Here is a 12,977-nt window from a genome sequence, read left to right as displayed (position 1 = left end):
GTCGTCGCTCAACCGGCGCGCCTCTTGGCCGACGACACCGGCCGTGACGTCCTCGACCCCTGAGGTTCCCGCGCCATGGCCCTCCGCCTGACCTCGACCGGCGGGACGACGTCCCCCGGCCCCGCCGTCCCGCCCGCCGCCGTCCCGCCCGCGAGCCCCGCCGCCGCGCTCGCCGCGCGGGCGCGCGAGGCGCTCGCACGGCGCGACGTCGCCGCCTACGGCGCGCTGTTCGGGGAGGCCGCCGGCGTCGCGGACGTCCACCGCCGCTGGGAGGCGCGCCGCGCGCTGATCCGGCAGGGACTCACCGCGAAGGGCTCGAGCCCCGCGGTCGTCGGCCCGATCTTCGCCGCCGTCGCCGAGGCCGGCCTGGCCCTGCTCGCCGACGACCCGCGCGAGCCGATCCTCCTCAACGAGACCGGCGTCGCCCTCTACGAGCTCGGGGCGCTCGACGGCGCCCAGGCCCTCTTCGAGGCCGGGCTGCGCCTCGATCCCGAGCTGCCGCACGCCCGCGACAACCTCGGGGAGATCGAGCGCCGCCGCGCCGCGGGGCTCACGACGCCCGCCGGCCTCCCCGCGCACGTCGCCGCGCGGCTGCGCGAGCTCGTCGCGCGCGCCCGGGCCGTCGCCGCGAGCGCCGTGCCGGCCGAGGGACTCACCCTCTCGCTGTGCATGATCGTGCGCGACGAGGAGGAGATGCTCGGCCGCTGCCTCGCCGCCGTGAAGCCCGCGGTCGACGAGATCGTCGTCGTCGACACCGGCTCCGTCGATCGCACCGTCGAGATCGCGCAGGAGCACGGCGCGCGTGTCCTGCACCACGAGTGGGACGGCGACTTCGCCGCCGCGCGCAACGTCGCCTTCGACGCGGCGACCGGGGACTGGGTCATGTACCTCGACGCCGACGAGGTCCTCGTCGACGGGGACGCCGAGGCCCTCCGCGCGCTCACCGGGAGGACGTGGCGCGAGGCCTTCTACCTCGTCGAGACGAACCACACCGGCGATCTGGACGACGGGACCGCGGTGACGCACGACGCGCTCCGCGTCTTCCGCAACCGCCCCGAGTACCGCTTCGAGGGCCGGGTCCACGAGCAGATCGCGCACAACCTGCCCGGCTACCTCCCCGAGCGGCTCGAGCGCACCCGCGTGCGCGTCGACCACTACGGGTACCTCGGCGCCATCCGCGACGCGAAGAAGAAGTCGCGCCGCAACATCGAGCTGCTCGAGAAGCAGGTCGCCGAGGGCGTCGACACGCCGTTCCTCCACTTCAACCTCGGCAGCGAGCATGCCGCCGCCGGCGACGCCGAGCGCGCGCACGAGCACTTCGACCGCGCGTGGGCGGAGGTCCTCCGCGACCCGCAGATGTCGACCTACGGCTACGTCCCGTCGCTCGCCGCCCGCTACGTGAAGAGCCTGCGGGTCACCGGGCGCCTCGACAGCGTCGACGAGACGGCCGAGCGGATCCTCGAGATCTTCCCGGGCTTCACCGACGTCGTCTACGAGCAGGGCTTCTCGGCGCGGGCACGCGGCGACCGCGACGCCGCCATCGGCTTCTACCGCCGCTGCCTCGACATGGGCGACGCCGGGAGCCGCTACAGCGCGACCGTCGGCTGCGGCTCGTTCCTCGCCGCCTGCGCGCTCGCCGAGGTCCACCTCGAGGCCGCCGAGTGGTCGGCCGCCGAGGAGGTCCTGCGGCACACGCTCGCCGAGCACCCCTCCTTCGTCGGCGTCGCCGAGCTGCTCGCGGTCGCGCTCATGCGCGCCGGCACGCCGGCCGCCGACGCCGTCGCCGAGGTCGAGCGCATCGGCGGCGAGCTGTCGCCGACCGCCGCCTTCCTCGTCGGGGTCGCCGCCTACGAGGCGGGGGCGGCGGACGTCGCCGCCGACCTGCTCGAGCGGACGCTCGCGGCACAGCCCCGCGCGCACGCGGCGCGGGTCATCCTCGCCGAGGCGCGGCTCACCGAGGGCGACCTCGCCGCCGCCGCGCGCCTCGCCGAGGAGGTCCCGGTCGACGCCCCGGTGGCCGCTGCCGCCGCGCGCACCGCGCTCTTCTCGCGTCTCGCCGCCGAGGAGAGCGTCGGCGACGAGGCGCTGAGCGCCGCCGAGGCGGCCGGGCTCCCCGCCGCCGAGGTCTCCGCGCTGCGCTCGTGGCGCGACGGCGACGCGCGCGGCGCGACGCTCCCGCCGGCGAGCGCCGGGCCGATCCTCACGATGCTCGACGCCCTCGCCCGCCTCGAGCGGTTCGACGCCTTCGAGCAGCTCCACGGCGCCTTCGAGACCATCGACGTCCCGTGGCGCGAGCGGCGCGAGGCCCTCGCGCGGCTCTACCTCCGCCGCGGCTTCCTCGAGTCCGCCGCCGACGAGTGGATCGGCGTCGTCGAGCGCGACGGCCCCGACGCCCGCGCCTTCGCCGGTCTCGCCGAGGTCGCGCTCGCGCGCGAGCTCCCCGACGACGCGCGTCTCTTCGCGGCCGAGGCCGCGGCCCTCGATCCCGATTGGGCGGCCCACCCGCCGGCCGCCCTCGTCGCCGCCCTCACGTGACCGCCTGCTCGACATGCCGCGCGCCGGTCGCGCACCCTAGGCCGAACGTCCAGGCGGCGCCTCAAGCGCCCCTCGGGCGCACCGATCATCGGGGTGCGGTCCGAGGTGGCCGCCCACGTCCAGCCCGCACCAGCGGGGACCGGCCCACGGACGGGTCGGTGCGCCATCCAGGAGGACTCGCCATGACCGTCACGCCGATCACGCCGTCCGCGCCGGCAGTCGTCCCCGAGCCGACGCAGGTCGCCCGCGTCTACGACTTCGCCGCGGCGCGCGAGCGGCGCGAGCGGCGTCTCGCCGGCGAGATCCCCGCCGAGGTCTGGGCGGAGGTCGAGGCCGCGAACCGGCTCTTCGAGGACCTCGAGTCCGAGGGTCGCCGCATCGTCTTCGACGACACCCGCCTCGACGGCCGGCTCGTCGTCTCCCTCTGCGACCTCGAGGGGCGCATCCTCCGGCTCGTCGGCCCCGACGAGGTGCTCGGGACCCCCGCCGCCGAGCGTGAGCCGCGAGACGAAGGGGGCGCCGCGTGAGCGGTCTCCAGCTCGGCGGTCTCGTGTCCGGCCTCGACACGGACGCCGTCATCTCCCAGCTCATGGCGGTCGAGCGCCGCCCGCGCATCAAGCTCGAGATCCGGCAGCTCGTCGCGCAGGCGCGCCAGGACGCGTTCGCCGACATCAAGTCGAAGCTCAGCGCGCTCAACACCGCCGCGACCGCGCTGCGGTCGGCCGCGACGTGGGGCGACGTCCAGTCGGTCTCGTCCTCCAACGAGTCGCTCGTCGCAGCGCGCCAGACGGCCGGCGCCGCCCCCGGCGTCTTCCGCCTCGAGGTGTCGCAGCTCGCGCGCGCGGCCCAGAAGACCTTCGACTACACGCCGCCGGCGACCGCGACGCAGCTCACCGTCGGCGGTCGGGCGATCGACATCGCCGCGGGCGCGACCCTCGCCGACGCCGTCGCGGCGATCAACGCCGACGGCGAGACCGGCGTCTACGCGATCGACGTCGGTGGGCGCCTCGTCCTCTCCTCGAAGACGACGGGGGCGGCGAGCGCCATCACGGCGAGCGGCACCGCGATCGTCGAGGACGTCGCCGCGGCGAAGGCCGGGCAGGACGCCGCCTTCACCGTCGACGGCGTCCCCGGGAGCGCGTCGTCGAACGTCGTGACGACGGCGATCCCCGGCGTCGAGCTCACCCTCAAGGGGCAGACGACGGATCCCGTCGACGTCTCCGTCGGCACGCCGGGGCCGGACCCCGCGCAGGTCGAGGAGAAGGTGAAGGCCTTCGTCGACGCGTACAACACGGCGGTCGACCTCATCCGCTCGAAGATCACGGAGACGCGCGAGGTCGACCCGCAGACGGCGGCCGAGGCGAAGCGCGGAGCCCTCTTCGGCGACGCCTCCCTGCGGTCGCTCCTCTCCTCGATGCGCTCGATGGTCGGCTCGGTCGTCGCCGGCAACGCGGAGGGCACCGACGCGCTCGCCGACCTCGGGATCTCGACCGGCGAGGCCGTCGGCGGCGGCACCTTCAGCGCCGACAGCGTCGCCGGCAAGCTCGTCTTCGACGCCTCCGCGCTCCGCGAGAAGCTCGCCTCCGACCCCGCGGCGGTCCAGCGCCTCCTCGGCGGGACGGACGGCGTCGACGGCTTCGCCCAGGCGTTCGAGGGCCTCCTCGGCCCGAGCGTCCAGGCGGGCGGCGCGCTCGACGGCGCGAAGAGCGCCGCCGAGGGCGAGGTGACGCGGATCAAGGACGCGCTCCAGCGCCTCGACGACCGCCTCTCCCGCAGGGAGGAGCGCCTGCGAGCGCAGTTCGTCGCGCTCGAGCAGGCGCTGGCGCGCAGCCAGCAGCAGCAGATGGACCTCTTCTCGGCCCTCGGGCAGAGCTGACCCCCGACGACGCAGGACGTGTGACCCGCATGAATCCTTACGCCCGCCCCCAGGCCTACCGCGAGAGCAGCGTCATGACCGCCTCGCCCGAGCAGCTCGTCGTCATGCTCTACGACGGCGCGCTGCGCTTCCTCCGCCAGACGCAGGCGGCCTACGGAGAGGGCGCCTGGAAGCACGGCGGCGAGCGCATGCAGCGCGCCGAGGCGATCATCGACGAGCTCCTCGCGACGCTCAACATGGAGGCCGGCGAGGTCGCCGAGCGCCTCCAGGCGATCTACGTCTTCTGCAAGAAGCAGCTCATCGAGGCCCGCCTCGAGCGCAGCACGGAGAAGGTCGGGACCGTCATCCGGCTCCTCGCCGACCTCCGCGACGCGTGGTCCCAGCTCGCGGGCGGCGGCTCCACCAGCCCCGAGGACGGCGGTCAGAGCCCGCCCCCGATCGTCGCATGAGGCCCGCGGCCGCCATCGCCGCGCTCGCCGACGAGGAGCTCCAGATCCTCCTCGACGGCCGTCTCGCCGAGGACCCCGAGGCGCTCGAGCGCGTCGCCGCGCGCCGTGGGGCGCTCATGGCCGACCTCCGCTCCGCCGTCCTCACGGACGAGGACCGCGGCGACCTCCGCCGGGCCGCGGAGGTCCAGGCCGCCATCACCCGCGCGCTGGACGACGCGCGCCGCGCCGTCGCCTCCGAGCTGCGCGGCGCCCACGACGGCCGCCAGGCGGCCGCCGCCTACGCGCGCGCCTAGGACCGCCCGGCGACATCCCCGGGCCGCGTCCACGCCGCGTCCAAGTTTCTCCTCAACCTCCGGGGGCGACGGCCGACCACCGGAGGGATCCGCCACGGACGGCGGTCGCGACGAAGCCCACGGAGGGCGTCCGTCACAGACCCGACCGCCCTTTCTCGTGGAGATCTTCGACACCACCCAACACGCGCTGGAGATCGCCATGCACGGAGCTTCGCTCCGGCACGAGGCCATCTCGCGCAACATCGCCAACGTCAACACGCCGGGCTACCGGCGCCGCGACGTCGACTTCGAGGACGCGCTGGGCGCTGCGATGCGCTCTGGCGACGGCCGCGCTGTCTCCCTCGTCAGCCCGGTCGAGCGCCAGGACCCGTCCGCCCCCCTCCGGGTGGACGGGAACAGCGTCGACATCGACGTCGAGTCCGCCAACCAGGCCCGCAACGGCCTCACCTACGAGGCGCTCGTCACCGTGGCCAAGGCCCGCATGACGATCCTCCAGACCGCGATCGGGACGCGCTGACATGGGCCTCTTCGACGCGATCGACGTCGCGGGCTCCGGCCTCAGCGCCGAGCGCCTGCGGATGGACGTCACGGCCGAGAACCTCGCGAACGCGCAGACGACGCGCGGGGCCGACGGCCAGCCCTACCGCCGCAAGGAGGTCGTCCTCCAGGAAGCGGCAGGTGGGACGACCGCGTTCGCCTCGACCCTCGCCGGCGCCCTCGGCCGGCGGGACCGCTCGGTGAAGGGCGTCGAGGTCGCGGCGGTCGTCGAGGACCAGGCGCCGAACCGGCGCATCTACGACCCGGGCCATCCCGATGCGGACGGCGAGGGATACGTCGAGATGCCGAACGTGAGCACGGTCAGCGAGATGGTCGAGCTCATCAGCTCCTCGCGGGGCTACGAGGCGAACGTCACCGCGCTGCAGACGGCGAAGCAGATGTTCACCCGGACCCTCGACATCCTCCGCTGATGGCGCCGATCGAAGCCGTCGGCGCGGCGGCGTCCGAGTGGACCGTCCCCTCGATCACCGAGAGCACTCCCGGCCTCTCCACCGAGCCTCCCCTCGGGCCCGGCGGCGGGATCGACGGCGTCGACGGCGCCGGCTCCTCGGAGGGCGGCGGCTTCGGCGCGATGCTCGGCCGCCAGATCGAGAACCTCACCGAGCTCCAGAAGGACGCGGCGAACGCCGCCCGCTCGCTCGCCGACGGCAGCGCGACCGATCCCTCCCAGGTCGTCGTCGCCGTCGAGCGCGCCCAGCTCGCGATGCAGCTCGCGGCGCAGCTGCGGACGAAGAGCGTCGACGCGATCAGCGAGGTCATGCGCACGCAGGTCTAGCCGGACCCCCTCCCTCCGACGGCAGCCCCCTCCCTCCACATGCCCACACAGCTCCTCCAGACGATGTCACCTCGCGGCCGGATCGCCCTCGGCGCGTCGGTGGCGGTCTTCGTCATCGCCCTCTTCCTCATGCTCCGCTTCGTCAGCGCGCCGAGCTTCACGACGGTCGCCGCGGGCATGGACCCGAAGGACACCGGCCAGGTGACGGCGGCGCTCGACGCGAAGGGCATCGCCTACGAGATCCGCGGCGGCGGGACCGAGGTCGCGGTGGAGAAGGGCTCGGAGTCCGACGCCCGGATCGCGCTCGCCGAGGAGGGCGTCTCGACGGGATCGGCGAAGCAGCCCGGCTACGAGCTGCTCGACGACCAGAAGCTCGGCGCCTCCTCCTTCCAGCAGCAGGTCGCCTACCAGCGCGCCCTCGAGGGCCAGATCGCCCAGACGATCGGGCAGATCGACGGCGTCGGCGGCGCGCAGGTCCGTCTCACGCTCCCGAAGGACGAGCTCTTCGCCGACGAGAGCAAGCCGGCGACCGCCGCGGTGCTCCTCGACAGCGACGCGTCGTCCCTCGACCCGGGCTCGATCCGCGGCGTCGCCAACCTCGTCGCCTCGTCGGTCCCCGAGCTCGACGCCGAGAAGGTGACGATCACCGACTCCGCGGGTCAGATGGTGTGGCCGCTCGGCGACGGGACGACGGCCGCCGGGGGCATCGGCGCGCTCGGCAAGCCCGCCGCGGAGGCCCGCTACGCCTCCGAGCTCGAGGCGAACCTCGACGCGCTCCTCGTGCGCACGCTCGGCCCGAACAAGGCGCACGTCCAGGTCGCCGCCGACCTCGACCTCAGCGAGTCGACGCAGGAGAAGCTCGAGTACGCCGACGAGGGCGTGCCGCTCCGCGAGACGACCGAGACCGAGCAGCTCGAGTCCGAGGGCGGCGGGGCCGGCGGCGCCGCGGGCGTGGGCGGGAACATCCCGACGTACGCGGCGAACGCCGGCGGCGGCGGGGAGTCGAACTACGAGCGCGAGCGCACCGAGCGCGACCTCGGCGTCGACAAGACCGTCACGCGGACGAAGGTCGCCCCGGGCGCCGTCGAGCGCCTCGACGTGGCGGTCGTCGTCGACAAGTCCGTCCCGGCTGCCGACGTCGCGCAGCTCCAGGCGGCGCTCACCTCCGCGGCCGGCATCCGCGAGGACCGCGGCGACACGCTCGCGCTGAGCCAGATCGCGTTCGCCGAGACGCCCGAGCCGGAGGCGCCGGCCGCGGGCCCGCTCCCCGACGGCGCGGGCGACTACGTCAAGGCCGGCGCCATCGGCCTCGGCGCGCTTCTCTTCCTCTTCTTCGTCACCCGGCACCTCCGGCGCCGCGAGGAGGATCCGTTCGCGGACGAGCCGAGCTGGCTGAAGGCGCTGCCGCGGCCGCAGGAGGAGCCGGTGCAGGAGGAGCCGACGCTCCAGCTCCCCTCGCCGCCGGACATCCGGCCCGAGGACCTCGACTTCTCGCCGCCGGACGAGGCGCACTCGGTCTTCAAGACCGACCCGCGCGCGATCGCCCTCGAGGAGCTCGTCGTCCGCGAGCCCGAGCGCGTCGCCCAGCAGCTCCGCACGTGGATCACCGAGGACAAGTGAGGCGACCGTGAGCGACGCGATTGCAGTGGTCACCCATGAGGACCGGGCGAGCCTCGTCGGCCTCAACGGCCGGCAGAAGGCGGCGATCTTCCTCATCTCGATCGGCTCCGAGCGGGCCGCCGACATCCTGCGCTTCCTCACCGAGCGCGAGGTCGAGGCGCTCTCGGCCGAGATGGCGTCGATGTGGCGCGTGAAGTCGGAGACGACGCGCGCCGTCATCGCCGAGCTCGCCGAGCAGTTCAGCGCGAAGGACTACTTCGCGCTCGGGGGCCCGGAGTTCGCCCGCGAGGTGCTCGAGCACCTCCTCGGCCCCGAGCGGGCGGAGGAGATCATCGGGTCGCTCGCCGCGAGCGCGGAGCTGCGCCCGTTCGACTTCCTGCGCCGCACGCCGCCGGAGCAGATCGCGACCTTCCTCGCCGACGAGGCGCCGCAGACCCAGGCGCTCGTCGTCGCCTCGCTCCACGTGACGCTCGGGGCGCACGTCCTCGCGGCGCTGCCGCCCGAGCAGCAGGCGGACGTCGCCCTGCGCATCGCGACGATGAGCGACACGAACCCCGGCGTCGTCGAGGACATCGAGCGCGGCCTGCGCCTCAAGCTCTCGAACGTCCTCACGCAGGAGTTCTCGAGCGCGGGCGGCATCGACTCGCTCGCCGAGATCCTCAACCGCGCCGGGCGCTCCACGGAGCGCAACGTCCTCGAGGCGGTCGCCGAGCAGGACCGCGAGCTCGCCGAGGAGATCCGCCAGCGGCTCTTCACCTTCGACGACATCGTCGTCCTCAGCGATCGCGACATCCAGCTCGTGCTCCGCGAGGTCGACCAGAAGGACCTCGGGCTCGCGCTGCGCGGCGTCGGGGCCGAGGTCGCCGACCGGATCTTCCAGAACATGTCGAGCCGCGGCGCCGAGATGCTCCGCGAGGACCTCGAGACCTCGCAGCCGCAGCGCCGCGCCGTCGTCGAGGAGGCGCAGGGCCGCATCGTCGGCGCGATCCGCCGCCTCGAGGAGTCCGGCACGATCACGCTCGGCCGCGGCGGCGAGGACGCCGAGGACGAGGTCATCTGATGCGGGCCTTCGACTTCGACCTCCCCGACCTCGAGCCCGCGCCCGGCACCGGCGTCGCCGGCGCCGGCGGCGAGATCGAGGAGACCCCGCTCCCCCCGTCGCCGGTCGAGGAGGCGATGGCCGAGGCCGACGCGATCCGCGAGGCCGCCCGCGCCGAGGGCTACGAGGTCGGACGCCAGCAGGCCGCCGCCGAGGTCGCCGCCGCGCTCTCGGCGCTCTCCGAGGCGACGGTCGCCGTCACGGCGCTCCGCGCCGACATCGCCGGCGAGGTCGAGGAGGCCGCGGTCGACCTCGGGCTGCGCATCGCCGGCCAGGTCCTCGCCGGCGCGCTCGACGCCGACCCGGGGCTCGTCGTCTCCGTCGTGCGCGGCGCGCTGCGCCGCCTCGTCGACCGCGAGCGCGTCACCGTGCTCGTCCATCCCGACGACCTCGAGATCGTCCGCGCCGCCGCGCCGGGCCTCGTCGGCGAGCTCGGCGGGATGGAGCACCTCGAGGTTCAGGCCGAGCGTCGCGTCACCCCCGGCGGGGCGATGGTCCGCACCGCGGACGGCGAGGTCGACGCCACGGTGGAGACGAAGCTCGAGCGCATCCGCGAGGTGCTCGCCGAGACCGGCGCCGAGCTCTCCGCGGAGGCCGAGGCCGAGGCGGCTTCCGAGGCCGTGCCCGCTCCCGCTCCCGCTCCCGCCGCCCTCGCGCCCGATGTCGCCGTGCCGGCCGACGCCCTCGTCGTCGAGGAGCCGGCCGACCTCCCCGCACCGCACGCCGAGCCGCTCGATCTCGATGCAGCCGACGGCTGACGTGATCAGCGGCCGGCTCGCGCGTCGCGCCGCGGCCGTCGGTCACGCCGACCTCCACCGCCGCCGCGGTCGCGTCACCGACCTCATCGGGCTCATCGTCGAGGCGACCGGCCTCGAGGCCCAGGTCGGCGAGGTGTGCACGATCTCCACGGGCCGCGACCGTCCGTCGCTCCCCGCCGAGGTCGTCGGGTTCCGCGCCGGCCGCACGCTGCTCATGCCGCTCGGCGAGCTGCAGGGCGTCGGGCCCGGGGACGCCGTCACGGCGAGCGGCCGCTCGGTGCGCACCCCGGTCGGCCCGGCCCTCCTCGGCCGCGTCCTCGACGGCCTCGGCCGTCCGATCGACGGCGGCCCTCCCGTCGACGGCCTCGCCACCGCGCCGATCGAGGCGGCCCCGCCGTCGCCGATGGAGCGGCCGCGCATCACCGAGCGGGTCTCCCTCGGCGTCCGGGCGCTCGACGCGCTCGTGCCGTGCGGCCGCGGCCAGCGCCTCGGCATCTTCGCGGGCTCCGGCGTCGGCAAGAGCTCGCTGCTCGGCATGATCGCCCGCTCGACGAACGCCGAGGTGAACGTCATCTGCCTCGTCGGCGAGCGCGGCCGCGAGGTGCGCGAGTTCCTCGACCGCGATCTCGGCCCGGAGGGTCTCTCCCGCAGCGTCGTCGTCGTCGCGACGAGCGACCAGCCGGCGCTCGTGCGGATCAAGGCCGCGCTCACCGCGACGACGATCGCCGAGAGCTTCCGCGACATGGGCGCGGACGTCCTCCTCATGATGGACTCGGTGACGCGCTTCGCGATGGCGCAGCGCGAGATCGGCCTCGCGATCGGCGAGCCGCCCGCGACGCGCGGGTACACGCCGAGCGTCTTCGCGCTCCTGCCGCGGCTCCTCGAGCGCTCGGGCACGAGCGCGATGGGCTCGATCACCGGCCTCTACACCGTCCTCGTCGACGGCGACGACATGAACGAGCCGATCGCCGACGCGGCCCGCTCGATCCTCGACGGGCACGTCGTCCTCTCGCGCGAGCTCGCGCACCGCGGGCACTACCCGGCGATCGACGTGCTCCAGAGCGTGAGCCGGCTCGTCGGCGAGGTGACCGGGCCCGAGGAGCAGGCGGCGGCGCGAGAGCTGCGGGCCCTCCTCGCCGCGGCGCGCGACAAGCGCGACCTCGTCGCGATCGGCGCCTACGAGCGCGGGACCGACCCGACCGTCGACCGAGCGCTCGATCTCGAGGGCGCGATCGACGGCTTCCTGCGCCAGTCGGTCGAGGAGCGCGGTGACGCGCAGGACTCCGACTTCCGCCTCAAGTCGCTCGTCGGCGTCGAGGGCGCGATCCCGCCGCCGCCCGCCGGCGTCATCGACGGCACCGCGGTCGTCGACGGCCCCGGCGACCCCCAGCACGCGGCGAGCCCGAGCGCGATCCCGCCGCTGAACCTGGGGGTCTGACACCGTGCCCCCGACGTCCCGACGCGTCCGTCGCGCCGCCCTGCGGGCCATCGGCCGCACCTCCCCTGACGTGTCTCACGCTCGGCGTGAGCACCGTCGTGCGGGGTGGGCCGGACGAACGTCCAGGGGGCTCCATCGGGGACGGCGCGGGCCGATCACTCCGGTCGTGAAGGAGCGGTTCGACTTCAGCCTCGAGCGCGTCCGCCAGGTGCGGGCGCACGACGAGGATCGCGCGAAGGAGGCCCTCGCCTCCAGCCTCGCGATGCGCGCTCGCGGTGAGGAGAACCTCTCCGCGGCGGCCGACCGGCTGCGCGCGGCGCAGTCGCTGACGGCCGAGGCCGCGCCCGTCGACGCCGCGACGCTCCAGCGCCGTCAGGCCTACCTCGAGCGCCTCGAGCGGTCGCGTCTCGTCGCGGCCCTCGACCTCGACCGCGCGAGCCAGGAGGTCGACGCGCGCCGCGAGGTGCTCACCGGCGCGAGCCGTCGCCGCCAGGTGCTCGACCGGCTCCGCGACCGGCAGGCCGCGGCGCACGCCCAGGCCTTCGCCCGCCACGAGGCGACCGTCCTCGACGAGATCGCCATCCAGGGCCACGTCCGCAGGAGCGCGGCATGACCGCCGCCTTCGAGCGCGTCGCCGAGCTCGAGCAGCTCACCCGGGTCCTCAGCGGAGGCCCCGTCGCGCCCGCCGCGCCCCCGCAGGCGCCGGCCGCGGCGCCCACCACCACCTTCGCCACGGCGCTCGCGAGCGCCCAGGCGCCCTCCGCCGTCGCTGCGGCGAGCGGGGGGAACGTGCCGTTCGGAGCCGAGATCGACGCGGCAGCTCAGCGTCACGGGATCGACCCGGGCCTCCTGCGCGCCCTCGTGCGCCAGGAGTCCGGGTTCGATCCCGCGGCGCGCAGCTCTGCCGGCGCGACCGGCCTCACCCAGCTCATGCCCGGCACGGCGGCGGCGCTCGGCGTCGACCCGACCGACCCGGTGCAGGCCCTCGACGGGGGCGCCCGCTACCTGCGCGAGCAGCTCGACCGCTTCGGCGGCGACGAGAGTCTCGCGCTCGCCGCGTACAACGCGGGCCCGGGCGCCGTCCAGCGTCACGGTGGCGTCCCGCCGTACGCCGAGACGCGGAACTACGTCCAGAAGGTCCTCGCCTTCGCCGCGGAGTACCGCGGCCCCGTCGCGCTCCCCGCTGTCGCCTCACCGGCGATGCCCGCGGTGGGCGTGGGCGCTCCGACCACCCCGGCGCCGAGTGGCGCCCTTCCCTACTCGACCACCTAGGACACCGTGCGCACGACATCCGTGGCGGGTCCTCCCGGACCGCCGGCGCCGCGAAGGGCGACAGACCCCTCGCCGCCGGACGATCCCGGGGGATTCCCCGCCGTCCTCACCGAGACCGAGGCCCGGACCGCACCTGCGGAAGGCCCCAAGACCCCGGAGCACGACGACCGCCCGGGACGCAGGACCGCCGACGAGGCGACCGCCGACGGCGGCGCCGCGGCCGCGGCGGACGCCCCCGCACGCGAGACGCGCGAGGCGCGCCCGAGCGGGACGGTCCCCGCGACCCCGGCGACGCCGGCCGGTC

14 protein-coding genes and 1 pseudogene are annotated in these 12,977 nt (G+C 75.2%); all 15 read left to right on the top strand.

Annotation, left to right across the window (positions count from 1 at the left end; genetic code table 11):
- Positions 1-75 precede the first annotated feature (75 nt).
- A complete protein-coding gene (locus ACME2J_RS15050) occupies positions 76-2,535 on the top strand; it encodes a tetratricopeptide repeat-containing glycosyltransferase family 2 protein (protein WP_495545750.1) in 2,460 nt (819 codons plus the stop codon).
- A 182-nt stretch (positions 2,536-2,717) separates the two neighbouring features.
- Positions 2,718-3,062, top strand: coding sequence for a hypothetical protein (locus tag ACME2J_RS15045; RefSeq protein WP_495545749.1), 345 nt, complete (start codon positions 2,718-2,720; stop codon positions 3,060-3,062).
- On the top strand, positions 3,059-4,411 hold the full coding sequence (gene fliD / locus ACME2J_RS15040) for a flagellar filament capping protein FliD (RefSeq protein WP_495545748.1): 1,353 nt from the start codon (positions 3,059-3,061) through the stop codon (positions 4,409-4,411). Before ACME2J_RS15045 ends, fliD begins: the two co-directional genes overlap by 4 nt.
- A gap of 29 nt (positions 4,412-4,440) precedes the next feature.
- On the top strand, positions 4,441-4,860 hold the full coding sequence (fliS, locus tag ACME2J_RS15035) for a flagellar export chaperone FliS (protein WP_495545747.1): 420 nt from the start codon (positions 4,441-4,443) through the stop codon (positions 4,858-4,860).
- Positions 4,857-5,153, top strand: a complete 297-nt coding sequence (locus tag ACME2J_RS15030; RefSeq protein WP_495545746.1) for a hypothetical protein — start codon at positions 4,857-4,859, stop codon at positions 5,151-5,153. The genes fliS and ACME2J_RS15030 overlap by 4 nt, the downstream gene beginning before the upstream one ends.
- Before the next feature lie 157 nt (positions 5,154-5,310).
- The gene (flgB, locus tag ACME2J_RS15025; RefSeq protein ID WP_495545745.1) at positions 5,311-5,670 is read left to right on the top strand and encodes a flagellar basal body rod protein FlgB; all 360 of its coding nucleotides are present in this window, start codon (positions 5,311-5,313) and stop codon (positions 5,668-5,670) included.
- Position 5,671: 1 nt separating this feature from the next.
- A complete protein-coding gene (gene flgC / locus ACME2J_RS15020) occupies positions 5,672-6,121 on the top strand; it encodes a flagellar basal body rod protein FlgC (RefSeq protein ID WP_495545744.1) in 450 nt (149 codons plus the stop codon).
- The gene (gene fliE, locus ACME2J_RS15015; RefSeq protein WP_495545743.1) at positions 6,121-6,486 is read left to right on the top strand and encodes a flagellar hook-basal body complex protein FliE; all 366 of its coding nucleotides are present in this window, start codon (positions 6,121-6,123) and stop codon (positions 6,484-6,486) included. Before flgC ends, fliE begins: the two co-directional genes overlap by 1 nt.
- Before the next feature lie 39 nt (positions 6,487-6,525).
- The gene (gene fliF, locus ACME2J_RS15010; RefSeq protein ID WP_495545742.1) at positions 6,526-8,106 is read left to right on the top strand and encodes a flagellar basal-body MS-ring/collar protein FliF; all 1,581 of its coding nucleotides are present in this window, start codon (positions 6,526-6,528) and stop codon (positions 8,104-8,106) included.
- Positions 8,107-8,113: 7 nt separating this feature from the next.
- Positions 8,114-9,166 carry a flagellar motor switch protein FliG gene (gene fliG, locus ACME2J_RS15005; RefSeq protein ID WP_495545741.1) on the top strand — a complete coding sequence of 351 codons (1,053 nt, stop codon included), beginning with the start codon at positions 8,114-8,116 and terminating at the stop codon, positions 9,164-9,166.
- On the top strand, positions 9,166-9,963 hold the full coding sequence (locus tag ACME2J_RS15000) for a FliH/SctL family protein (protein ID WP_495545740.1): 798 nt from the start codon (positions 9,166-9,168) through the stop codon (positions 9,961-9,963). Before fliG ends, ACME2J_RS15000 begins: the two co-directional genes overlap by 1 nt.
- Entirely contained in the window at positions 9,947-11,401 is a 1,455-nt protein-coding gene (locus tag ACME2J_RS14995) for a FliI/YscN family ATPase (RefSeq protein WP_495545739.1), read from the top strand. Before ACME2J_RS15000 ends, ACME2J_RS14995 begins: the two co-directional genes overlap by 17 nt.
- A gap of 166 nt (positions 11,402-11,567) precedes the next feature.
- The gene (fliJ, locus tag ACME2J_RS14990; RefSeq protein ID WP_495545738.1) at positions 11,568-12,014 is read left to right on the top strand and encodes a flagellar export protein FliJ; all 447 of its coding nucleotides are present in this window, start codon (positions 11,568-11,570) and stop codon (positions 12,012-12,014) included.
- Positions 12,011-12,673 (top strand): lytic transglycosylase domain-containing protein, encoded by a 663-nt coding sequence (locus tag ACME2J_RS14985; protein ID WP_495545737.1) that lies wholly within the window; start codon positions 12,011-12,013, stop codon positions 12,671-12,673. The genes fliJ and ACME2J_RS14985 overlap by 4 nt, the downstream gene beginning before the upstream one ends.
- A 6-nt stretch (positions 12,674-12,679) precedes the next feature.
- Positions 12,680-12,977 (top strand): annotated as a pseudogene (locus ACME2J_RS14980) (hypothetical protein); the annotation flags it as partial.

It is taken from the genome of Paraconexibacter sp., assembly GCF_059438195.1.
This window is presented reverse-complemented; position numbering and strand designations above follow the sequence as displayed.